Origin of the sequence: Flavobacterium sp. (assembly GCF_044348915.1) — a bacterium.
Taxonomy (GTDB): Bacteria; Bacteroidota; Bacteroidia; order Flavobacteriales; family Flavobacteriaceae; genus Flavobacterium.
Genome location: NZ_JBIKRX010000045.1, coordinates 1 through 23,198 on the forward strand (window position 1 = coordinate 1; position 23,198 = coordinate 23,198).

Here is a 23,198-nt window from a genome sequence, read left to right on the forward strand (position 1 = left end):
CCTCCAGCTTCCTTCAGATTCTACCTCACGGTAGACACCCTTGCTCTTGGCTAACGATTCCCATTGGCAGGCTCGTTCGGGATTTACACCCTATAGATATATGGTATGCGTAGCGCACAACAAAAAAGGTGTCAATTTTCATTGACACCTTTTTTTATATGATTGAAAAAAATATTAATATCTTCCTCTGTCTCCACCTCCACGGTTGTCTCCACCACGGCTGTTTCCACCACCATAACCTCCGCGTGAATCTCCACCACGGCTGTTGTTATAACTTCTTCTTTCGCCTTCTGGTTTTGGCTCAGACTTGTTCACTACGATAGCACGACCTTGAACAGTCGCTCCGTTTAGCTCATCAATTGCTTTTTGAGCTTCTTCATCACTTGGCATTTCAACAAAACCGAATCCTTTACTTCTTCCAGTAAATTTATCAGTAATAATTTTTACAGAATCAACTGCACCGTAAGCCTCGAAAGACTCTCTTAAATCTGCTTCCTCAATACTGAACGGAAGGCTTCCAACAAAAATATTCATATGTACTTATTTAGTATAATTGTGGCAAATGTAGTCTTATTTTTTTCTAATCTACTACATATTAGCTTATTTATGATTTATTATTGTAAAATTAAGGTATTGCTGGTAATGTATTCGCCGAATTTGAGCTAACGGGAACTTTATAAAAGCGACCATATTGAAAATTCATCAACGGACCTGCTAATGGATTATTTTTGATGTTTTCAGCATTAAACTTAAAAGTTCCAGTAACTGTTTTATTTACAGCATCGTATTCTTCGAGTACTATTTCCCCATTGCCAATGTTGGTGCCAGTTGAGAAAGTGATTGTACCACTTGCATCGGTCAAAACATAGGTTGCCGTATTAGAATTGCTCGTTCCTAAAGTATAGGAATCTAGCTTTACAGAAGTTGTTTTTAATGTCATTGTTTCGTTTCTAGTAAAACCCTCGATCGTCAAAGAACCATTCGACGCTAGTGTCGCCCTTGTTTGAACAGCTCTCCAAAAAACATTGTCTTTTCGACCTTCAAAAGCAGGGTTGTTGAACTTAACTTCTTCGCTACAAGACGCAAAAGCAAGGATTAGAAATAAATATAGAAGCTGTTTTTTCATCCGAGGAAACTATTTGATTTTTATTTGAAAATGAAATTCGCCACGCTCATTTCGTAATTATGTACCTTTTCATAGAAACAAAAGTATATTATTTTAGATTATAAATGGAAACTGAAAGGAATATTTCATCCGAAAATCGACATAATACACTACTATTCATTAAAATACAATTTGAATTAGTATTTATAAATAAAAAATGTATCTTTGCACCCTTAATTAATCGAGGTCGAGTACCTCAAAATTTAATCATTAGATTATGTCAGTAAAAATTAGATTACAAAGACACGGTAAAAAACAAAAACCGTTTTACTGGGTTGTAGCAGCAGATGCTCGCTCAAAAAGAGATGGTAAATACCTAGAAAAAATTGGTACTTACAATCCAAACACAAACCCTGCAACTATCGAATTGAATTTGGATAGCGCAGTAAAATGGTTGCACAATGGTGCTCAACCAACTGATACAGCAAAAGCAATTCTTTCGTACAAAGGTGCTTTATTGAAACACCACCTTGATGGAGGTATTCGCAAAGGTGCTTTGACTCAAGAACAAGCTGATGCAAAATTAGCTGCTTGGTTAGAAGCTAAAGCTGGAAAAGTTGATGCTAAAAAAGATGGTTTGACAAAAGCTCAAGCTGCTGATAAAGCAAAAGCTTTCAAAGCTGAACAAGAAGTAAATGCAAAACGTCTAGCTGCTGCTGCACAAGCTGAAGCTGATGCTATTGCTGCTGCAACTCCTGCTGTTGAAGAAGAAGTTGAAGCTGAGGTTGAAGCTACTGCTGAAGAAGAAGTTGCTGAAGAAGTTGCTGAAGTTGAAGCTCCTGCTGCTGAAGAAGCTACAGAGCAAACTCCAGAAGCATAATTCACAAGCGAGGATGCGTAAAGAAGATTGTTTCTATTTAGGTAAAATCGCAAAAAAATTTAGTTTCAAAGGGGAAGTTTTAGCCTATTTAGACACGGACGAACCTGAGTTATACGAAAACTTGGAATCAGTGTTTGTTGAATGCAACAAACACTTGGTTCCTTTTTTTATTGAAACTAGCTCACTACACAAAAACGATTTCCTCCGAATTCGTTTTGAAGATGTAAATACCGAGGAGGAAGCGGAAGCTTTACTCGGAAATGATTTGTATCTTCCTCTAAAAATGTTGCCAAAACTTACGGGTAACAAATTCTATTTTCACGAAGTCATAGGTTTCGAAGTAGAAGACAAACGCTTGGGATATGTTGGAGAAATCCAATCTATTAACGACACCACAGCTCAACCACTGTTTGAAGTTCTCAAAGGTGATGCCGAAATTCTAATTCCGATGATCGATCATTTCTTGGTCAAAATTGACCGAGAGAACAAGAAAGTCATTATGGACTTGCCGGAAGGCTTGATAGAGATGTACCTATAAGTGAAATCCCAATACTGAAATTCCAAATTCCAACAATAGTAGAGAAATTCTAAAATTTTTAAATTCAAAAAAAGTATGAAGTTTACTTCGATTGAATCATATTTGGATTAAAATTAAGTTAAATTTGAATTCTTGGAATTTGGAATTTATTTATTTTTGGAATTTGATATAATTATGGAAAAACCATACGATTTAGAAGAACGAACTTTTTTGTTTGCTAAAGAATGTAGAATCTATATTCAAAAGCTTCCAAAAACTATATCCAATATTGAAGACGGAAAACAACTAGTAAAATCTTCAGGCTCTGTTGGAGCAAATTATATCGAAGCAAACGAGAAACTAGGTGAAAAAGATTTGTCTTTTCGATTGAAAATAGCTAGAAAAGAAGCCAAAGAATCTAAGTACTGGCTTCGACTATTACAAGAACTAAATCCAGAATTTAAAGAAAAATCAGAAAATTTACTGTTTGAAGTCGAAGAATTAAGAAAAATTCTATCGGCGATAATAACTAAAATAAATCCCAATAACAACTAAAATAAATTCCAATACTAAAATTCCAAAAGTTAGGAACTCCAAATTTTCCCATTTGTTGGAATTTAGAATTTAATTTTTGGAATTTCCCTCAAGATAGGAATTTTCTTTTTTTGGAATTTCTCTTTTTGTTTGGAATTTGGAATTTAAAAAATTGGAATTTTCATTATCTCCTTGAATCCTAAATTATGTTTTCATTTAAAAAATTTGTTATAAAGCAAGAACGTACGGCAATGAAAATTGGCACCGATGGTGTTTTGCTTGGTGCCTGGACTCCCATTGAAAACAATCCTTTCAGTATTTTAGACATTGGAACTGGAACTGGAATCATTGCCTTGATGCTGGCGCAAAGAAGTCGTGCACAGCAAATTGATGCTTTAGAAATTGACGAAGATGCTTACGAACAAGCCACAGACAATTTTGAAAATTCCCCTTGGAACGACCGCTTGTTTTGTTTTCACGCAGGCTTGGACGAATTTGTCGAAGAACCAGAGGACGAATATGATTTAATAGTTTCGAATCCGCCTTTCTATACTGAAGATTACAAATCTGATAATGACCAACGCGATTTAGCCCGCTTTCAAGACGCAATGCCTTTTGAAGATTTGATTGAAGCAGCCGCTTTGTTACTCTCTGTAAACGGAATCTTCTCCGTAATTATTCCTTTCAAAGAAGAGGCAACTTTCTTGGCTCTTGCAAATGAATACGAATTATTCCCTTTAAAAATTACTCGCGTCAAAGGAACCCCAACCTCCGAAATCAAACGCAGTCTTTTGGCTTTTAGCCGAAATGAAACTCCAAATTTTCCTATTGATGAATTAATCATCGAAACCGCACGGCATATTTACACTCCAGAATACGTCGCCTTGACAAAGGATTTTTATTTGAAGATGTAATTCAAATTTTGGACATTATCATTTTTTGCCATTTCGGTTTTAATTAATAAATAATTTCTTAAATTTGAATTGAATTCTAATTTATTCTTTACCTACACTTGATAAATTATGATTTATAAGTAGAAGGAAATTTCTAGCGCTAATTCACTTTCAATAACTATGAAAACAAATTTATATCTCTTTTTGACTTTGTTTTTTACACTAGGATTGTTGGCTCAATCTCCTGTTATTTCCAACAAACTGTTTTCTATCGGTAGTTATGGTCGGGCTGGAATTGGTTATGGATTGGGAACAGAAGCCGCTTTCCCACAATCGCTCAATCTCAACGGAATGGGCTCCATTGGAGGAAGATTCGAAGAAAATGATTACTTAGAATTGGCCACAGGCTTACACTTTAATCCCAAAATTGGTGGAAAAGAATCCACCAAAATAAGTGTGCAAGCGCGATTTGCATTTTATACGACTCAAGGACAACTTATAGGCAATGTATCCAACAAATCCATTGGAGGAATAACCACTGCTTTGCCCGAACTGTTTGCAGAAGCGAAGAATATCAACGGTAGCGACTGGAGTGTTTGGGCTGGAGCCAGATTATTCCGTGGCGATGACATTCACGTGATTGACCATTTTTATTTTGACGATCATTCCGGACAAGGCGTGGGTATACAGCATAAAAACACTAAGTTTTCGGTTATTTTTACAGGTTCAATTGACACGACCTCAACATTACCGCCCAATTTTTATTTGAACATCGTAAACGGAACACCAACATTAGGCTTACGTAATCGCTACATTTCTGTTTTAGAACACGAAATTCAAGTTAAAAAAGGGTATGTGAAATTGATGGGGGAATTTCAACGCCTTCCTTCAGGTATTGCCAAAGACGGCAGTAAGGAATACAGTTACCCTGCGGATTACGGATTTGTTCTAGGAGTTAAATACAACAAAAGTCTCTCGACCAAACTACCAGGCTCCTTTAATGCCATAAGTGTTCGATATGGCACAGGAATCGCCAACGGAGGAGATGGAGGTAGTAGCCGGACCTACACTACTTATGGTGCACCAAACCTAGAAACCAACAGTTTTAGTAAAGCCAACTCTTTTGCATTTACCGAAACGTTTTTGCTTAACTTAAGCAAAAAGTATTCTCTTAATGCCTATGCCATTTACACCAAAAGTAGAGGCGCAAGTGATAGCCTCAATAAAGCACCGGATTATCTAGGTAAACAATTACTATTCAATAGGAAGCAAGACATCGCTTTTGGAGCAAGAGGAACCTATTATATTAATGATTGGTTTCATATATTACACGAACTTGATTTTGCTTGGCGGAAAGATGGTACGCAAGATTTTGCTCAAATGACCAAATTTACTCTTGCGCCTACGTTGGTTCCAACCGCTAAGCGTAATGTTTGGGAACGACCTCATTTTAGATTGGTGTATAGTGTAGCACATTACAATCAATTTGCAGCCAACAATCTCTACTCACCCTATCTCGCGCAAAGCGGCACCAAAAATTGGGGACAATACATCGGTGTCAAAATGGAATATTGGATTTGGTAAATCTCTATTGAGCCATTAAATTATTTTTTAAGAACCGTTTAATCTTGTTCTTTAAAATCAAAAATATTTAGATATATAACTTTATGCTATTGTTTTGTTATATTTCTTTCTGTAGATTTGTGAAATAAACTTTCTTACTATGAGACCAGACTTATTTCAAGCACCAGATTATTTCCTCCTTGACGATTTATTGACCGACGAACATAAATTAGTCCGTGATTCGGCTCGTGAATGGGTAAAACGCGAAGTTTCGCCAATCATAGAAGACTTTGCTCAAAAAGCACAATTTCCATCTCAAATAATCAAAGGTTTGGCAGAGATTGGTGCGTTCGGCCCCTATATTCCTGAGGAATATGGTGGTGCTGGATTGGATCAGATTTCATATGGTTTGATTATGCAGGAAATAGAAAGAGGTGATTCAGGTGTACGCTCCACGGCTTCGGTTCAATCGTCATTAGTAATGTATCCAATTTGGAAATACGGCAACGAAGAACAAAGACTAAAATACTTACCCAAACTAGCTTCAGGAGAATTTATGGGTTGTTTTGGCTTGACCGAACCCAATTACGGCTCCGATCCGGGAAGTATGATTACCAACTTCAAAGATATGGGCGACCATTATCTATTAAATGGCGCTAAAATGTGGATTTCGAATGCACCTTTCGCTGATATTGCTATTGTTTGGGCAAAAAATGAGGAAGGAAGAATCCACGGGTTGATTGTAGAACGAGGAATGGAGGGATTTTCGACTCCAGAAACCCACAATAAATGGTCACTTCGTGCCTCGGCAACTGGTGAATTGATTTTTGATAATGTAAAAGTCCCTAAAGAAAATTTATTACCAAATAAATCTGGATTGGGAGCACCTCTAGGTTGCTTGGATTCTGCTCGTTATGGCATTGCTTGGGGAGCGATTGGCGCTGCGATGGATTGTTATGACACGGCTTTGCGTTATGCCAAAGAAAGAATCCAATTTGACAAACCGATAGCTGGAACACAATTGCAACAAAAAAAATTAGCCGAAATGATCACCGAAATCACTAAAGCACAATTGTTGACTTGGCGATTGGGCGTTTTGAGAAACGAAGGAAAAGCGACAACGGCTCAAATCTCGATGGCGAAAAGAAATAATGTCGATATGGCGATTCATATTGCTCGCGAAGCCCGACAAATGCTGGGCGGAATGGGAATCACTGGTGAATACTCGATTATGCGACATATGATGAATTTAGAATCAGTGATTACTTATGAAGGAACCCACGATATTCATTTGTTGATTACAGGTATGGACATTACCGGCATTCCAGCTTTCAAATAAGCATAAACAACTATTAAACTATTCATAAAATATTGATTTAAAGCTTCTTGGAAACGAGAAGCTTTTTAATTTTATACTCATTATAGTGTTTAATAATTGAAAATAGTAGTAGAAATGAAAAATAGTATTGCCATAATAACCACTTTGTTTTTCGTTTTTACGTTTGCGAGTTGTTCAAGCGCGGATGATAGCACTCCAAGCCCTCCTGCAGCAATCAAACCAATAATAGTTGATACAAGTTTACCGCGACAACTGAATTATATAGCTCTTGGAGACAGCTACACCATTGGACAAAGCGTTTGTGAAACCTGTCGCTTTCCAGAACAATTAAGGAAAAAACTAGATAGTCAGAATCCAAAAAACACCTACACTTTAAAAATTATTGCTCAAACCGGCTGGACGACAACCAACTTAATTTCTGCTATAAACAGCCAAAATCTATCTGCAAATTATGATTTAGTAACCTTGTTGATTGGAGTTAACAACCAATATCAAAACAGAGCGTTTTCGATTTATGAAAATGAATTTCCGCAATTAGTTACCCGAGCTCTAGCGCTCTCTAAAGGGGATAAGTCGAATGTAATTGTAGTTTCGATTCCGGATTATGCTTACACCCCTTTTGGAAAGTCACTTACCAATCCATCAAAGGTTTCTACTGAAATTGACAGTTATAATGCTTTTGCACAAAAATATTGCGTCGATAGAAACATTGAGTTTATTACAATTACAGACATTACAAGGCAGGGTTTTGCAAATCCTTTGCTAGTGGCTACAGATGGCTTACATCCTTCGGAACTAGCTTATTCCCTTTTTGTGGAAAGAATATTCCCTAAAGCTTCAACTGCCATTAATAATTAAGAGTGGCCGAAATCTAAAACAATGGTGCTATTTCAATTTCCAATCCTTCCAAAGCTTTTGTTACAGGAATTTGACAACTCAAACGACTATTGGTTTTAGCATTGGGTAATCTCGAAAGGGTAGCTAGTTCCGCTTCTTTTTTTTCAGGTAAATTCACCTCATTAGTAGTATAGCATTGACAGGTGTGACACATTGCATTTCCGCCGCACAAACCAATTGTTCCAACAGGTTCAAGCTCATAAGCACGAACAACATGCATCAAATTTAATGACATATCTGTGGGCGCTTTTACTTCGTGTATTTCTCCTTTGCGGTTTTTTATCTTAATTGTAATATCCATTTCTTTAATGCAATTTTCAGTATGTTACGAATGCTTGAGTATAAATTTACACTTTAAAACATAAAACGACCATGCCAAAAATAAAATATAAGCATGGTCGTTCTAAAAAATTATTTAACCTACATTGACAACAGTTTCGATTTGTGGCGCGTACTTTTTGATTGTAGTTTCCACTCCTGCTTTTAGCGTCATTTGGTTGACACTACAACTAGAACAAGCACCTTGCAGACGTACAGTTACGTGCTTATCCTCCTCGATAGACACCAACTGTATATCACCTCCATCCGATTTCAAAAAAGGTCGGACTTCATCGAGTGCTTTCAAAACATTTGTTGTTAATTCTTCTGTAGTCATTTTTAAATTATTAATTAACCCTCGAAACAGGTTATTATATTATTTTTTTGAGGAACAACCCGCCATTGTAGTTATTTTAACTACTTCAGTCGCTGGTAAATTTTCATTTCTGTTCACCACTTCCTGCACCACATTTCTGGTAATTTCGTTGAAAACGGTTTCAATAATCGAATCCGATTGTAGTGCTGCTGGACGACCAAAATCTCCCGCTTCACGTACAGATTGTACCAAGGGAACTTCTCCTAAAAACATCACTTGTAAATCGTCAGCTAGGTTTTTGGCACCCTCTTTTCCGAAAATGTAATATTTGTTTTCAGGCAACTCTGCTGGTGTGAAATAAGCCATATTTTCGATAATTCCAAGTACAGGAACATTGATTGCCTCAGAAAGGAACATCGAAACTCCTTTTCTAGCATCGGCAAGCGCTACTGCTTGTGGCGTACTTACCACAACTACACCCGTAATAGGCAAAGCTTGAACTATAGATAAATGTATATCACCTGTTCCTGGTGGTAAATCGATAAGCAAGAAGTCTAAATCTCCCCAATCTGCATCAAAAATCATTTGGTTTAACGCTTTTGAAGCCATTGGCCCACGCCAAATTATCGCTTGGCTAGGAGGTGTGAAAAATCCAATAGAAAGTATTTTGACACCATAATTCTCTATAGGTTTCATTTTTGATTTGCCATCTATTTCTACCGAAAGAGGTCTAGCACTTTCAACATCAAACATTATTGGCATTGAAGGCCCGTAAATGTCCGCGTCAAGAATTCCAACAGAAAAACCCATTTTAGCAAGTGATACCGCTAAGTTCGCAGTAACAGTCGATTTTCCAACTCCACCTTTCCCTGAGGCAACGGCAATTATATTTTTGATTCCAGGAATAGACTTATCTGGAGCATCGCTTTTTTCTGGAGCTTCAACTTTGACATTGATGGTGATTTTGGCCTCCGGAGAAACCTTCTCTAAAATCGTTTTTTTGATGTCGTCTTCGGCACGTTTTCTAATGTGCATTGCTGGCACGTGCAATACCAAATCTACTATTACTTCATCGGCAAAAGTCACAACATTTGCAATAGCTCCGCTTTCGACCATATTCTTCCCTTCTCCAGCAACAGTGATCGTTTCTAATGCTTTAAGAATGTCTTTTTTATCTAATTTCATCTTCTATTTATAGTTTGCAATTGAAAAAATTCAACTGAATATTATGTTTATTTAAACTGATTCTATTATAATTTTACGAATGCAAATATAGTGAAGAAGTTAGATAGTGACAATGATTAACCATAGCTAATTTCTATTTAGAGATAAAAATAAAATTCAGTTTTGAATTACAAAATGGAATCCTTTTTTTATTTATATTAGGAGGATAATAATATAAACACAAAACACAGTTTATATGGGCTTAAGTTTTCATTATAAAGGCAAATTTAAAAACCCTGAATCATTAAAAAAAATGATCGAGGAAGTGACCGATATATGCAAAGCAAATAAATGGGAGTTTGCCATTTTTGAAGATACATTTCCCAATAATACGTTCACTTTAAAACCCAATTCAGATAAAATTTACGGCCTTTTTTTTACCCCACCAAAATGCGAAACAGTGCATTTAACCTTTCTTTCTAATGGAAAATTATGTGCCGCCCATAATCTTCAACTAAACAAAAACGTAGAAAACCTAGAAGATGACATTTATCTCTATTTCCTTTCTGTAAAAACCCAATACTGTGGCGCAGCAATACATAAAATTCTAATTTCTGTTTTTGATTATTTAAATAAAAATTACTTTGAAGAATTTGAATTCACAGATGAGGGGCAATATTGGGAAACCCGAGATGAGAAATTGCTTGAAGAAACCTTCAACAGATATTCAAATCTAATCAATAGTTTTGAAAGTGCACTAGAACACATACCCGTTTTAGAGGGAGAATCCATAGAAACCTATATTTTAAGAATGGCAGAAATCGTTAAAAATCATAATCATGAATAAAGAAGAAAACCACGAAGAAGAACTTCCGAAACTCAACATTAAGCAAGAAAATGAATTCAAAAAGCTGAAGCTCAATTTAGAGCACGGTGCTATATTTCCAGACCAAATGCATCCTGATTTACCGCCTGAAATAGAGTCGATATTTCTGGATTCGATTATGAATTTTGAAAACGCGTATCAAAACGTGAAACAAATTTCGGTTTTCGACAAATTAGGCAAGCCAGAATTTAAACCCACAGACGCACTATCAAACGAGGAAATAAGTATTGAACTAGATCGAATTATGGATCTAATGGCTCAAAATGGACTTGCATTAGACGTGCTCTGTGACTATGAAGACCAAGACAGATTGATTTATTCCTTTATAACCACGGAGCTTTTTTTGCACGAAATAAACGATATGAATGTTCCTGTAATGCTTTTTAATTTCATTTATGAGGAATTTCATCAAAATCACAAATACGATTTAGAACATGCAACTGAAGATTTTTTGAGAATGTTCTTCAATACAAAATCTGATTTTTATGACGAATATCATAGCAAAGACGCAACAAATCACGAAGAATTAAACAATTTCAGATCCTTATTTAAAAAATTTAAAATGAAGTTTTTTAAATTTAAGGACATAGCTTTTGATGAACAAAATGCAAAAGTGGAATTCAACATTGATTTTTGTGCAAAAATAAAAGGTACAGATTCTAAGATTTCTTATTCTGGAGATGGAAAAATCACCTTTGAATATGAATATGGATATTGGTATGTGAGAAAAGTGGTTTTGCCCATTAATGATTAAATCTTGTTTTTGCTTAATTCGTTTAGACTGAAAACCGCTAACTGATTACTGCACACTGATTTCCGGCTCCCAAAAATGTTTTTCGAAATCAATAATTTGATTGTCAACGACCATAATCCCCTCGCTTTCGAGCAATTGCTCCATAAGATTGGTCCCATCAAAATGGTGTTTGCCGGTAAGCAATCCCTTTCGATTTACTACGCGATGCGCTGGAACATCTTCGAGATTATGAGCGGCATTCATTGCCCACCCCACCATTCTGGCGGATCGAGCTGTGCCTAAAGCTTTGGCTATAGCACCATAGCTTGTGACTTTTCCGAAAGGAATTTGCCGAGCAACGGCATAGACTTTTTCAAAAAAATTTTCGTTGGATTTTTCCATCATTCTACCAATAATATTCGATGATGTTGATCAACGTGATTATCGAAATCAAGCCCGTAATGCAACCGATGATGGTATTCATGTTTTTCATAATGAAATCTCTTTTACTTTCTATATTGTTAAAAAAAGAAATATAAAAATAAAAGACCAAAAACGAACCTATTACGACCCCATTTACAAAGATCAATATGGAAGTCATATCGAATGAAAATAAATGATATGAAGCCAAGGAAATACTAACAAAAACGTAGTATGGAATGGGGAAAAAGTTCAATGCAGACAACAACATTCCAAGAAAAAAGCGCTTGGTTACACTTTTTGAAACAAGCTTCTTGGTTTTATCCTTTGGTTTTTTGGCCAACCAGAAAAAATAAACGGTCAAGGTTGCAAATATTCCAAAACCAACTTCACGCAACAAAGTAACCAAATCAGGTCTTCGGTGAATAATCTTAGCAAATAATATAGAGAAAAAAACTTGGAAACAAATAACAAGAATAGCTCCAAACACAAACCACAACGCATTCCTTTTTCCTTCTTTATGATTCACTTTGGCAGCTGTCATATTGATTAATCCTGGCGGAATAATCCCAATAACAGCACTCAAAAAACCGAAAAATAAAGGGGTAATAAGCCCCCTAACCCCCGAAGGGGGAATTCCTAATGCAACTTGAAACAGATTCAACATAATTATCCAAATTAATTATTCCCCCTTCGGGGGCTAGGGGGCAATTTTAAATCGAATGTAAGTTATGGCCTTGTTGATTTCTAAATACTGCTTTTCGTAAAAAGTCTGGAAAGCGGTAACTTCCTCTGGACTTCCTTCGTTCACGTATACATTATGATTGGCGTACAAGACCTCGTGCCCTTCTCCGTGTAGCAAACCTAAAGTATAACCGTGCATAAATTCGCTATCGGTTTTCAAATTGACAACACCAGATTTTTTCAGGATTTTTTTATACAATTGCAGAAATTCTGAATTGGTCATTCGGTGCTTCGTGCGTTTGTATTTGATTTGAGGATCAGGGAACGTAATCCAGATTTCATCGACTTCGTTTTCGGCAAAAATATGATTGATCAATTCAATCTGTGTACGAATGAAAGCAACATTATGCAAACCAGTTTCAACAGCAGTCTTTGCACCACGCCAAAAACGAGCACCTTTTATATCGATTCCAACAAAGTTTTTATTTGGATATTTCTCGGCCAAACCAACGGAATATTCACCTTTTCCACAGCCCAATTCGATAACTATTGGATTTTCGTTTTTGAAAAAATCAGCATTCCATTTGCCTCTGAGCGGAAACAAATTCCCTACAACTTCTTCCCGAGAAGGCTGAAATACATTATTGAATGTTTCGTTTTCCTTGAATCTTTTTAACTTATTTTTACTTCCCACTCTGTTGTTTACTTTTTTAACACCCTATACTTAGACCTAATAATCACGGTGGCAAAATTAGGGAATTTATTAGCTGGATTTGCGTGGTTTATTAAATACTATTTTGCTTTGCTTTTTTTCGGCTGTTCTGCTGTAGATTTGTCTTCTGAAGGCTTACCCAATTTTATTTTTGCTTGACCATCTTTACCATCAACTACCATCAAGTTTACAACAATTCCTTTATATCTCACTGCCTCTCTTTGCTTTGGATCTGCAATTTTATAATCGTCTTTCGGATTTCTTAAAGGAATTTTCACCGCCAAATTAGTTCCCGTATTCGTCAATGAATAGGTTCCTTTTGCATCAATATTCATAACATTAGATGTAACTTTCAAACTTTGTACGTCTATCAAATTTCCTTTTATAGTTGCACTTGCTGTCAAATCACTAAATGTGATATTCTTTACATCTCTATTTGGAAAGGCAATTTTTCCTATTTTTTGAATGGGCTCAAAATTAGATAATGCCCCATCTTTTATTCCAAAAGCTATATTTCCATTAATTGTGTTTGGCATTAATTCTCTGTCTGCATTAAGAACACCAGATAAAGATGTTGTTAGTGAAAGATTCCCTTGGATATCATTTGGCGTAAAAGATCTGACGCCAAAATTATCGAATGACGCTAAAAACCTGGATACATTCCCTTCGGCTAGCTTTATATTAGTTTTAAAAAGAACTGTTTTCCCTTGCGGAATAACTTGAGCATCGAAATTCAAAGTGCTTCCCGTAGATCCCTGAATAGAAACATTATTTACGATAAGGCCTTGCTTTGCCAAAACAATTTTAACCTTAAAATCATTGGCAATCATTTTTTTATACGTTAACTTATCTACTTTAATTTCAAGTGTTGCCTGCGCTTTTCTGAGTACCTCGTGAAGATCATAGGATGGTTTTTTGCTTGCTGAAGCTGGCTCTGGTGCCTTTCCTTGATAATGATAGGTCAAAACACCAACAATTTGCTTAAGGTCTATAAATGGGCTGTATATTTTCCAGTTTAAATTCAATTTTTCGGGCGCATCATAATACAAATTCAAGAAGTTATCTACCCTACCTTCCATAAAAACAGTATTGACTTTATTTTGAAATTTAATTTTCTTTATGAGTAACGCTTCTTCAGTAAAATAAAGCTCGACATCGGTATTTTGAAAATGAACGTTTTTAGACTTCGCTTTAAAACTACCGTTTTTTACGACAATTGAACCTGTAAACTTAGGTTTATTCAATTGTACATTGACTATATCAACTTTAAAATCGATGTTCGCTTTAGTAGTTCCACCAGTAAATTCGATAAAATCGTCATTTATAAAATTGCTCATTTTAACCAACTCAAAATTGGCATTCAACTTACCCGTAGCCACTGGTTTTTCTAAATTGTTAATTATTGCAGATGGAATATAAAGCGGAACTTCACTGTAAAGTCCTTTAAAATCTTTAATAATAACGGCTGAATTAGCATCATTGCATCCCAACCCATTCTTGTAATTATTTGTGAACTTGCCCAGAAAACTACATTTTTTTACCACACCTTGAGACGTTGTCAATTCGTCATCTTTTATAACTGCATTAACAACGATTTCTGGATCGCCTTTCACACTCATATCCCCCTTTATGACGCACGAAGCTTCTAGCGGATCATTCAAAGCAAACTTATCCAACTTTGAACTGATATTCTTCGCCAACAAATTTGAGGCATTTCCCCATTTTATATTAGTTCTAATATCAAGATCGAAAAGTGAATTTCCTTTTCCAACGTTGAAATTAGCCTTTATAGTAAAATCATCTTCCCCTATTTTGAAGCCTTGGGTAACAACCCCTATTTTGTTTAGTTCTTTGGAAAAATCGACTATTAAATCCCCGCTAATTTCTTTGTCTTTGACAAAACTACCTCTTAAAGAATTAAAGGCAAGACTTTTGGCTAGTGTATTTAGACGAACATCGGTAATCCAACCATCACTAGTATATTTTATTTTGCACTTTAATGATTTTACCTCAAAATTGAACAGCTTATGTCCCTGTTGGTTTTCTGAAATAAAGGTGACGTTTTTGAGGTATACTTCATTGATGGTAGTTGTAGTATTAGACTTTTCGGTTTTTGGTTTTTTAGCCTTAAAAATATTTGAATTACGAACGCCGTTTTTGTCTACAAATAAATCAATCTTGGCATCGATAATCACAATTTTATCAATGGCAACTTCTTTTTTCAATAGCTTCAGCACATTCAAACGTGCTTCAATTTCCCCAGCAACGAGCACTGGTCTTTTATGAATAGCTATAAGACTGTCTTTAAGCTCAACATCTCTCAAAACGACCGTAAAATTAGGAAAGCCTATTAAAAATTTGTACCCAATGTCGCCGATTTTGGCTTCACCATTTATGTTATCGTTGATTTGCGTATTTATTTTTTCAACTATTTCAGCTTTATTTTTCTCAAAATAAATACGCAAGCCTATTGCACTGACAATAATTACCGCAAATAAACCAAGGAAGAAATACAGAATTAGTTTGAAGATTTTTTTAACCCCTTTATTCGCAAAGAAACCCTTTGCTTTATCAGAAAGCTTGTCCATTTTACTTTTTTTTATAAGTATAAAGATAGTATTTCTTTTATTAAGAATAAAAATTGACCACGATTTGCTCAATTTAAATTGATTCAAAACTGGACAATAAAACGGCAAGGAAATTAAATCCAGTTTAAATGAAATTGATGTATAAAAAAACAGTCTAAAAAGAAATGCTTTCTAGACTGTTTCAGTCGAATTAATAAAACCCCTTATATTGATAATTAACGAACTTGTTGTTTGTCGAATGCGGTATTCAACGCTTTTTTTATTTTTTCTGATGCTTGAAAAAACGCTTTTTCTATTGAATCGCCAAAAGCTGTAACAGCTATTGGTTGCAACTTTACTGGACGAGCCTCAATCATACAACGTTTGTCTTTAACCCCTCCTTTATCACTATTCTCGTCTCCAAGATGCACTTCAATTCGAGTCACTTTATCATCAAAACGCGCTAAATCTTTTTCTAATTCTGAAGTAAAAAACTTTTCTAATCTTTCGTGACCTTCAATGTTCTTGTCTGTATTAAATTGAATTTTCATAAGTAAATTGTTTATTGATTGTTTCAAAAATAGTAAGATACTTTCACAAAAACCGTCGTGTTAATAAAACTTTATGAAAATAAAAAAGAGAACTGTTTCAAACCTATATAATTGTTCACGTTGAGACTTTTTTTGGCGTTTTAATCATTAGAAGTAGACAAAAACTAACAGAAACCTTTTGACTATACAAAACAAAAAACCCTGTGATTCCAAAGAACCACAGGGTCTATTTTAATTGAACTTATAAATCCAAAAGACTTATTTTGGTAATGCTTGAAAACCCATATTATACAAAGTAAAAGCCTGAATATCTACGTTTTCCTGAATAGTTGCCGCTACTGACTTACCTGCTCCGTGACCTGCATTCACATCAATGCGAATTACAACTGGATTATTTCCCGCTTGCTTTTCTTGCAATTCGGCAGCAAATTTGAAACTGTGAGCCGGAACCACGCGGTCGTCGTGGTCGCCTGTTGTAACCATTGTCGCTGGATAATGGGTCCCTTTCTTTACATTGCTTACTGGAGAATATCCTTTGAGATATTCAAACATCTCTTTGCTGTCTTGCGAAGTGCCATAATCGAAAGCCCAACCTGCCCCAGATGTGAAAGTATGATAACGAAGCATATCCATTACCCCAACTGCTGGCAAAGCGACTTTCATCAAGTCAGGACGTTGCGTCATTGTAGCTCCAACCAAAAGACCTCCATTTGAACCACCACGAATGGCAAGAAAATCGGAAGATGTATATTTTTTTGCAATCAAATATTCTGCTGCAGCTATAAAATCATCAAAAACATTTTGTTTTTGCATTTTGATTCCTGCATCGTGCCATTTTTTACCATATTCGCCACCGCCTCTTAAATTGGCAACAGCATAAACGCCTCCGTTTTCCATCCAAATGGCATTAGCGATACTAAAACTTGGGGTTAAACTAATGTTGAAACCACCATAACCATAAAGGATTGTTGGGTTTTTTCCGTTCAATTTTACGCCTTTTTTATGAGTGATAATCATTGGAATTTTAGTTCCGTCTTTCGAAGTATAAAAAACTTGGGTAGAAACATAATCTTCGCTTTTAAAATCCACTTTTGGCTTTTGATACACTTCCGATTTTCCCGAGTTTGGCTCGAAAGAATAGATAGATCCTGGCGTAGTGTAATTGGTGAATGAATAATAAAGTGTTTTCTCTTCTTTTTTGCCTCCAAATCCTCCAGCGGTCCCTACTCCAGGCAACTTGATTTCACGAATCATTTTACCGCTGTAATCGTACTGCATGATAACTGAAACCGCATCTTTCATATAATTAGCAAAAAAATAACCTCCACCTGTGGTTGGTGATAGCACATTTTCGGTTTCAGGAATAAAATCTTTCCAATTTTCAGGTTTTGGATTGTTTACATCAACTGTAACAATGCGTTTGTTTGGAGCATTGAGGTCGGTTTCGATGAATAATTTTTCGCCCTCATTTTCAATTATGTTGCTGTCGCTGTTGAAATTATCAACAATCGTAACGATTGGCGCATTGGGTTTTGTCAAATCCTGAATATACAATTCATTACCATAAGTAGAATTAGCCGCTGAAATAACCAAAAAGCGATTGTCTTCTGTTACAAATCCTCCTACATATCTTCTTTTTTCTGAAAGTCCAAAAATAACTTTGTCTTCTTTCTGAGAAGTTCCAATTTTATGGAAATACAATTTGTGTTGATCTGTCTTCGCCGATAATTCACTCCCTTTAGGCTTGTCATAGCTAGAATAGTAAAACCCTTCATTTCCTTTCCAAGAAACGCCGCTAAATTTTACATCAACTAAAGTATCTTCCATAATTTTTTTCGACTCGGCATCTATCAAAATTACTTTTCGCCAATCGCTTCCACCTTCTGAAATAGAATAGGCGACTTTCGATCCATCTTTAGAAAAATCAACTCCACCAAGTGACGTCGTTCCTTTTTTAGAAAAAGTATTGGGGTCTAAAAAAACGGTTTCAACACCTTTAGCGTCTTTTCTGTACATTACCGATTGGTTTTGCAAGCCATTATTTTTGTAGTAATACGTATAATTCCCTTCTTTATTTGGCGAACCTATTTTTTCGTAATTCCATAGTTTTTCCATTCGAGATTTAATTACTTCTCTATAAGGAATTTTGGACAAATAATCATAAGTAACAACGTTTTGCTCTTTGACCCAAGCAGCTGTTTCCTTGGATCTATCATCTTCTAACCATCGATAAGGATCGGCAACATTGGTGCCGAAATAAACGTCAACCGTTTCTCCCTTTTTAGTTTGTGGATAATGTATTGAATTCCCTTTTTGGCTTTGGCCAAAAGAACCTGTTGACGCAGCTATTGCCATTATAAAAAATATTTTTTTCATTAGAAATAATTTAAGTTCAAACAAAAATAGATAAATTTTACTGTTATTATTACAGAAATTATAAATTAAAAAACCCTCCCAAATCTTAATGACTAGGAAGGGTTTCTTGCAATTCTAATTAAACTGTGGAGAATATCGGATTCGAACCGACCACCTCTTGCCTGCCAGGCAAGCGCTCTAGCCAAATGAGCTAATCCCCCAAAAAATTATACCGCAAATATACATTTTAAAAAAGCACAATCCAAATTTCGAAAAAAAATTACACCCTTTCCTTAATATTTTTAACTTTACATCAAAATCTGTCAAATGCTATCTCAAAACACAAACGGTTCTTTAATCACGACAATCGAAAACAAAATTGCAACCCTTGAATTTGGGCATCCTGCGAGTAATTCTTTTCCAAGTGACTTGCTGAATCGATTGACGAACGAACTCAACAACTTAAGCAACAATCCATTAGTTTCGGTGGTTGTTTTAAAAAGTAGTGGTTCCGGCGCTTTCTGCGCGGGTGCATCGTTCGATGAACTTTTGGTCGTTTCAAATCCTGAAGAAGCTACCCAGTTCTTTTCGGGTTTTGCCAATGTTTTGAATGCAATGCGCAACTGTTCGAAAATAATCATCGGCAGAATTCACGGAAAAGCGGTTGGTGGAGGTGTTGGTATTATTGCCGCTTGCGATTATGCCTTGGCAACCGCTAATAGTGCAATAAAACTATCGGAATTAGCCATCGGAATTGGGCCTTTTGTCATAGAACCCGCTGTTAGCCGAAAAATCGGAAAAAGCGCAATGTCTGAACTGACTTTGGATACAGATTGGAAAACCGCTGCTTGGGCAAACCAAAAAGGCTTGTATGCCAAAATAGTGGAGACTACAACCGAACTCGATTTTGAAATTGCGGCTTTCGCCAATAAACTAGCCAGTTATAACCCAGAAGCTTTATTAGAAATGAAAAAAGTATTTTGGGAAGGAACCGAAAATTGGGAAATCTTATTGTACGAAAGAGCCGAAATTTCAGGGAAATTGGTGCTTTCCGATTTTTCTAAAAATGCTTTATATCAATTAAAAAAGTAAGCGATGACAAATCTTGTTCTGCTTCTGCAACAAACCTCTATTGAAGAAAAACTGAAAAATTCTCCCGACGGCGGTTATCAACTGGGAGTCCTAATCGGGTCATTTCTTCCACTTGTAGTATTAGCCGGTCTTGCCTATTGGATGTATTATCGTGCTAAAAAATCGGATAGAAAGGAGTAGATTCACTAAATTTGCACTCAAATAAAAATAGAATGAGCAAAATCAGGATTACAAAGCAGTTTGGTTTCGAAACAGGTCACGCCCTATACGGCTATGATGGCAAATGCAAAAACGTACACGGACATAGTTATAAATTGTCGGTAACGGTCATAGGAGAACCCATAAACGATATAACTAACGTGAAAAACGGGATGGTAATAGATTTTACTGATTTGAAAAAAATAGTAAAAGAGGAAATCGTAGATCAATTTGACCACGCCTCTGTTTTCAATAAAAATACACCTCATGTCGAATTGGCAAACGAACTAAAAAGTCGCGGTCATCACGTGATTTTAGTCGAATATCAACCAACGAGCGAAAATATGGTAGTCGATTTTTCGAAAAGAATTATCAGTAGATTACCTGAAAACATCACTCTTTTTTCTTTGAAGTTACAAGAAACGGAGTCTTCGTTTGCTGAATGGTTTGCTAGTGATAACCTATAAAATTCCAAAAAATAAATTCCAAATTCCAAATTTCGAAAATCTATCTTTCTTAAATGACGCCCAACAAAAAAATATATTTTGCCTCCGACCAGCATTTTGGCGCACCCACTCCTGAATTGAGTTTTCCCAGAGAACAAAAATTTGTGGCTTGGCTTGACGAAGTCAAAAAAGATGCGGAATCCATTTTCCTGTTAGGCGATTTATTTGATTTTTGGTTCGAATATAAAACAGTGGTTCCCAAAGGTTTTGTTCGCGTTTTAGGCAAATTGGCCGAAATTCGCGACAGCGGAATTCCAATTTATTTCTTTGTAGGTAACCACGATTTATGGATGAATGATTATCTCGAAAAAGAATTGAACATTCCTGTATACCACAACAATCAAGAGTACACCTTCAATAATAAAACTTTCCTTGTTGGTCACGGCGACGGAAAAGGTCCCGGAGACAAAGGTTACAAACGGATGAAAAAGGTCTTCACCAATCCGCTGTCGAAATGGCTGTTCCGATGGCTACATCCTGATATTGGAGTGCGATTAGGGCATTATCTTTCGGTTAAAAACAAACTTATTTCAGGCGATGAAGATGTAAAATTCCTTGGCACGGAAAACGAATGGCTCATTCTTTATGCCAAAAGAAAACTGGAAACCAAACATTACAATTACCTCATTTTTGGTCATCGTCATTTGCCTATGATAATTCCTGTTGGAGAAAACTCCCAATATGTGAATCTTGGTGATTGGATAGGTTATTTTACTTATGGTGTTTTTGATGGCGAGACTTTTGAATTGAAAAAATTTGAGTAAATTTTTATCCATATCAGTCATTTAAGTTCATTATAAGTGTAGTTTAAATAGTTTTTTCTCTTTCAAAAACAACCGTTAATTCCACATATGAACGAAGATTACATCAAAAGAATCAATGCTGTTTTGATATTCATCGATGAAAATCTTGATTCGGAATTATCACTAGAAATTGTTGCTAAGGCGGCATTTTATTCCCCATTTCACTTACATCGTGTTTTTAAAGCAATAACCAACGAAACTTTAAATTCGTACATCACCCGCAAAAGAATCGAAAAAACAGCTTCGATCCTTTTGCCCAAAAAAAACGTAAGCATTTCAGAGCTTTCTCTTCAATACGGTTTCAATAGCAATTCCTCTTTCACAAGAACATTCAAGAAATTTTACAGCATTAGTCCATCTGAATTTCGAAAAACTAAATCAAAATATAGCAAGATTGGTCAAGTAGATAGCACGAACGGACAAGAAAATGGATTGCTAGAAGAATACATTTGCAACATTAACAACCTAATTAACTGGATCAAAATGAACGCAACTATTGAAATCAAAGAAATGCCAAAGTTAGACTTGGCTTTTGTTACACAAATCGGAGTCGAAGGATTGGGAACTGCATACGCCAAACTGATGCAGTGGGCTGCGCCAAAAGGACTACTTACGGAAGATTCAAAAATGGTCACTATTTATCACGACAGTTTTAAAATCACCGAACCCGAGAAAGTCAGAATGAGTGCTTGCTTGATTTTAAAAGAAAAAACTGAAGTCAGCGGAGAAATTGGCTGGACAATCCTCGAAAAAGGAAAATGTATTGTTGGGCATTTTGAAATCGGCATTCAGGAATTTGAAAAATCTTGGACGGGTCTTTTCCTTTGGATGAACCAAAATGGATATAAAAAAGCAGACCGGAATCCGTTTGAAATCTACCACAACAACTTCAACGAACATCCAGAAAAAAAAGCCATTGTTGATTTTTATATTCCAATAGAATAAAAGCCTTTAATTCTCCTTGAAAAACAAAAGTGATACCCAATAAACTCCAATAGCAAAAGGAACAGCAGTCAGCAACCATCCGCCCAAACCACAAAGCAATTCGAAGGAAAGATAACTCAAGGTTTGAAAAAAACTGTTTTGGAAAGAACTGATAATTTCTTCGGCCGTATGATGATTTCGAGGAACCGAAAAAATAAATTCGCCCACTCGTATAAAAGGAATTATCATTAAAATCTGGACTGGCCACATCAGATAACTCAACGAAATCATTATGGGTAAATTCAATTTTCGCTTCAGGGAAACCGTAGTAATCATAAAAGTACTTACACCAAGAATAGGAATGGTCGAAATTAAACCAGAAACAATTATGCTCTGACTCAATTCCTTTGGAGTTAAACCTTGCTTTAAAAGTGCGGTGGTTTTCTCTTTTGCTCTATTTAAAATAGCTTTCAATTATTTATGATTTTCGTGTTCCTCCAAATCTTTTTGCAAATCCAGATTTCGGAATGACGGCAATTTAATTCCCGTAAAAACTACGATTAAAAGGGTCATACTTCCACCAAAAACAACCGCAGTAACCGTTCCCATCAATTTGGCTGTCAATCCACTTTCGAAAGCGCCTAACTCATTCGATGATCCCACAAAAATAGAATTTACCGCAGCTACTCGTCCCCGCATAGAATCGGGCGTTTTGAGTTGCAAAATTGTCTGACGAATCACCACCGAAATTCCATCCGTAACCCCGCTCATAAACAAGGCGAAAACAGACAGCCAAAACCAAGTGGAAAGTCCGAAAACAATGATACAAACCCCAAAGCCAAAAATAGCCGCCAACAATTTGATTCCCGCATTTTTATAAAAAGGCAAATGCGCTGCAACGAACATCGTCAACAAAGCACCCACGGCTGGTGCAGCTCTTAAAATTCCAAAACCTTCCGGACCCACTTTCAAAATATCTTGTGCAAAAATAGGCAATAGCGCCACCGCACCTCCAAAAAGTACTGCGACCATATCAAGTGTCAAAGCTCCTAAAATCGATTTATTGGTGTAAACGAATTTTATTCCTTCCTTCAAACTTTCCATCACTGGTTCGCCAATTTTTGGATTCAAAATAGGCTTCTTTGAAATTTGTGTCAACATCATTAAGGCAAAAACTGAACAGGCAAGAATAGTACACATCGACCAATGTACACCAATAAAAGTAATCGAAAATCCTGCAA

At 36.0% G+C, this 23,198-nt stretch carries 27 protein-coding genes and 1 tRNA gene; 14 read left to right on the plus strand and 14 right to left on the minus strand.

Annotated elements, in window-relative coordinates:
* Positions 1-174 precede the first annotated feature (174 nt).
* Positions 175-534: an RNA recognition motif domain-containing protein gene (locus ACIQ1E_RS08940; RefSeq protein WP_396170665.1), complete on the minus strand. Its 360-nt coding sequence runs from the start codon at positions 532-534 to the stop codon at positions 175-177.
* A gap of 91 nt (positions 535-625) precedes the next feature.
* Positions 626-1,126: a DUF6252 family protein gene (locus tag ACIQ1E_RS08945; RefSeq protein WP_396170667.1), complete on the minus strand. Its 501-nt coding sequence runs from the start codon at positions 1,124-1,126 to the stop codon at positions 626-628.
* A gap of 256 nt (positions 1,127-1,382) precedes the next feature.
* Here ACIQ1E_RS08945 and ACIQ1E_RS08950 point away from each other — a divergent pair, with 256 nt between their 5' ends.
* The 7 genes from ACIQ1E_RS08950 (at position 1,383) to ACIQ1E_RS08980 (ending at position 7,689) form a co-directional block, all read left to right on the plus strand.
* On the plus strand, positions 1,383-1,985 hold the full coding sequence (locus ACIQ1E_RS08950) for a 30S ribosomal protein S16 (RefSeq protein ID WP_396170669.1): 603 nt from the start codon (positions 1,383-1,385) through the stop codon (positions 1,983-1,985).
* A 13-nt stretch (positions 1,986-1,998) separates the two neighbouring features.
* Positions 1,999-2,523 carry a ribosome maturation factor RimM gene (gene rimM, locus ACIQ1E_RS08955; protein ID WP_396170671.1) on the plus strand — a complete coding sequence of 175 codons (525 nt, stop codon included), beginning with the start codon at positions 1,999-2,001 and terminating at the stop codon, positions 2,521-2,523.
* A 174-nt stretch (positions 2,524-2,697) separates the two neighbouring features.
* Positions 2,698-3,057: a four helix bundle protein gene (locus tag ACIQ1E_RS08960; protein ID WP_396170673.1), complete on the plus strand. Its 360-nt coding sequence runs from the start codon at positions 2,698-2,700 to the stop codon at positions 3,055-3,057.
* A 185-nt stretch (positions 3,058-3,242) separates the two neighbouring features.
* Complete coding sequence (locus ACIQ1E_RS08965; protein ID WP_396170675.1) at positions 3,243-3,950, plus strand: tRNA1(Val) (adenine(37)-N6)-methyltransferase; 708 nt, start codon at positions 3,243-3,245, stop codon at positions 3,948-3,950.
* A 159-nt stretch (positions 3,951-4,109) separates the two neighbouring features.
* The gene (locus tag ACIQ1E_RS08970) at positions 4,110-5,513 is read left to right on the plus strand and encodes a carbohydrate porin (RefSeq protein ID WP_396170677.1); all 1,404 of its coding nucleotides are present in this window, start codon (positions 4,110-4,112) and stop codon (positions 5,511-5,513) included.
* Positions 5,514-5,652: 139 nt separating this feature from the next.
* Entirely contained in the window at positions 5,653-6,831 is a 1,179-nt protein-coding gene (locus ACIQ1E_RS08975; protein WP_396170679.1) for an acyl-CoA dehydrogenase family protein, read from the plus strand.
* Positions 6,832-6,945: 114 nt separating this feature from the next.
* Positions 6,946-7,689, plus strand: coding sequence for an SGNH/GDSL hydrolase family protein (locus ACIQ1E_RS08980; RefSeq protein ID WP_396170681.1), 744 nt, complete (start codon positions 6,946-6,948; stop codon positions 7,687-7,689).
* 13 nt (positions 7,690-7,702) lie between these two features.
* Here ACIQ1E_RS08980 and ACIQ1E_RS08985 read toward each other — a convergent pair whose 3' ends face one another.
* The 3 genes from ACIQ1E_RS08985 to ACIQ1E_RS08995 form a co-directional block, all read right to left on the minus strand.
* On the minus strand, positions 7,703-8,029 hold the full coding sequence (locus ACIQ1E_RS08985; RefSeq protein WP_396170683.1) for a ferredoxin: 327 nt from the start codon (positions 8,027-8,029) through the stop codon (positions 7,703-7,705).
* Positions 8,030-8,143: 114 nt separating this feature from the next.
* Positions 8,144-8,383 carry a NifU family protein gene (locus ACIQ1E_RS08990; RefSeq protein ID WP_396170685.1) on the minus strand — a complete coding sequence of 80 codons (240 nt, stop codon included), beginning with the start codon at positions 8,381-8,383 and terminating at the stop codon, positions 8,144-8,146.
* A gap of 39 nt (positions 8,384-8,422) precedes the next feature.
* On the minus strand, positions 8,423-9,547 hold the full coding sequence (locus ACIQ1E_RS08995; RefSeq protein ID WP_396170687.1) for a P-loop NTPase: 1,125 nt from the start codon (positions 9,545-9,547) through the stop codon (positions 8,423-8,425).
* Between the two features lie 235 nt (positions 9,548-9,782).
* Here ACIQ1E_RS08995 and ACIQ1E_RS09000 point away from each other — a divergent pair, with 235 nt between their 5' ends.
* Positions 9,783-10,373: a hypothetical protein gene (locus ACIQ1E_RS09000; protein WP_396170688.1), complete on the plus strand. Its 591-nt coding sequence runs from the start codon at positions 9,783-9,785 to the stop codon at positions 10,371-10,373.
* Positions 10,366-11,166 carry a hypothetical protein gene (locus ACIQ1E_RS09005; RefSeq protein ID WP_396170690.1) on the plus strand — a complete coding sequence of 267 codons (801 nt, stop codon included), beginning with the start codon at positions 10,366-10,368 and terminating at the stop codon, positions 11,164-11,166. The genes ACIQ1E_RS09000 and ACIQ1E_RS09005 overlap by 8 nt, the downstream gene beginning before the upstream one ends.
* A 45-nt stretch (positions 11,167-11,211) precedes the next feature.
* Here the strand turns inward: ACIQ1E_RS09005 and ACIQ1E_RS09010 are convergent, their stop codons facing one another.
* The 7 genes from ACIQ1E_RS09010 to ACIQ1E_RS09040 all read right to left on the minus strand — a co-directional run bounded on the left by ACIQ1E_RS09010 (position 11,212) and on the right by ACIQ1E_RS09040 (position 18,655).
* Positions 11,212-11,547 carry an MGMT family protein gene (locus ACIQ1E_RS09010; protein WP_396170713.1) on the minus strand — a complete coding sequence of 112 codons (336 nt, stop codon included), beginning with the start codon at positions 11,545-11,547 and terminating at the stop codon, positions 11,212-11,214.
* Between the two features lie 4 nt (positions 11,548-11,551).
* Entirely contained in the window at positions 11,552-12,232 is a 681-nt protein-coding gene (locus ACIQ1E_RS09015) for a LysE family transporter (RefSeq protein WP_396170692.1), read from the minus strand.
* Positions 12,233-12,265: 33 nt separating this feature from the next.
* Entirely contained in the window at positions 12,266-12,943 is a 678-nt protein-coding gene (gene trmB, locus ACIQ1E_RS09020; protein ID WP_396170694.1) for a tRNA (guanosine(46)-N7)-methyltransferase TrmB, read from the minus strand.
* A gap of 98 nt (positions 12,944-13,041) precedes the next feature.
* Positions 13,042-15,549: an AsmA-like C-terminal region-containing protein gene (locus ACIQ1E_RS09025; RefSeq protein WP_396170695.1), complete on the minus strand. Its 2,508-nt coding sequence runs from the start codon at positions 15,547-15,549 to the stop codon at positions 13,042-13,044.
* A 215-nt stretch (positions 15,550-15,764) separates the two neighbouring features.
* A complete protein-coding gene (locus ACIQ1E_RS09030) occupies positions 15,765-16,079 on the minus strand; it encodes an HPF/RaiA family ribosome-associated protein (RefSeq protein WP_396170697.1) in 315 nt (104 codons plus the stop codon).
* Between the two features lie 258 nt (positions 16,080-16,337).
* Positions 16,338-18,434 carry a prolyl oligopeptidase family protein gene (locus ACIQ1E_RS09035; protein ID WP_396170716.1) on the minus strand — a complete coding sequence of 699 codons (2,097 nt, stop codon included), beginning with the start codon at positions 18,432-18,434 and terminating at the stop codon, positions 16,338-16,340.
* Positions 18,435-18,581: 147 nt separating this feature from the next.
* Positions 18,582-18,655, minus strand: a tRNA-Ala gene (locus ACIQ1E_RS09040).
* Between the two features lie 106 nt (positions 18,656-18,761).
* Here ACIQ1E_RS09040 and ACIQ1E_RS09045 point away from each other — a divergent pair.
* The 5 genes from ACIQ1E_RS09045 to ACIQ1E_RS09065 all read left to right on the plus strand — a co-directional run bounded on the left by ACIQ1E_RS09045 (position 18,762) and on the right by ACIQ1E_RS09065 (position 21,978).
* Positions 18,762-19,526, plus strand: a complete 765-nt coding sequence (locus ACIQ1E_RS09045) for an enoyl-CoA hydratase/isomerase family protein (protein ID WP_396170699.1) — start codon at positions 18,762-18,764, stop codon at positions 19,524-19,526.
* Between the two features lie 3 nt (positions 19,527-19,529).
* Complete coding sequence (locus ACIQ1E_RS09050) at positions 19,530-19,706, plus strand: hypothetical protein (RefSeq protein WP_396170701.1); 177 nt, start codon at positions 19,530-19,532, stop codon at positions 19,704-19,706.
* Between the two features lie 32 nt (positions 19,707-19,738).
* Entirely contained in the window at positions 19,739-20,191 is a 453-nt protein-coding gene (locus ACIQ1E_RS09055; protein WP_396170703.1) for a 6-pyruvoyl trahydropterin synthase family protein, read from the plus strand.
* A 53-nt stretch (positions 20,192-20,244) separates the two neighbouring features.
* On the plus strand, positions 20,245-20,994 hold the full coding sequence (locus tag ACIQ1E_RS09060) for a UDP-2,3-diacylglucosamine diphosphatase (protein WP_396170705.1): 750 nt from the start codon (positions 20,245-20,247) through the stop codon (positions 20,992-20,994).
* Between the two features lie 87 nt (positions 20,995-21,081).
* Entirely contained in the window at positions 21,082-21,978 is an 897-nt protein-coding gene (locus ACIQ1E_RS09065; protein WP_396170707.1) for a GyrI-like domain-containing protein, read from the plus strand.
* A gap of 6 nt (positions 21,979-21,984) precedes the next feature.
* Here ACIQ1E_RS09065 and ACIQ1E_RS09070 read toward each other — a convergent pair whose 3' ends face one another.
* On the minus strand, positions 21,985-22,431 hold the full coding sequence (locus ACIQ1E_RS09070; RefSeq protein WP_396170709.1) for a DUF2062 domain-containing protein: 447 nt from the start codon (positions 22,429-22,431) through the stop codon (positions 21,985-21,987).
* Positions 22,432-23,198, minus strand: a 767-nt coding sequence (locus ACIQ1E_RS09075) for an MFS transporter (RefSeq protein WP_396170711.1), incomplete at its 5' end; no start/stop codon positions are given.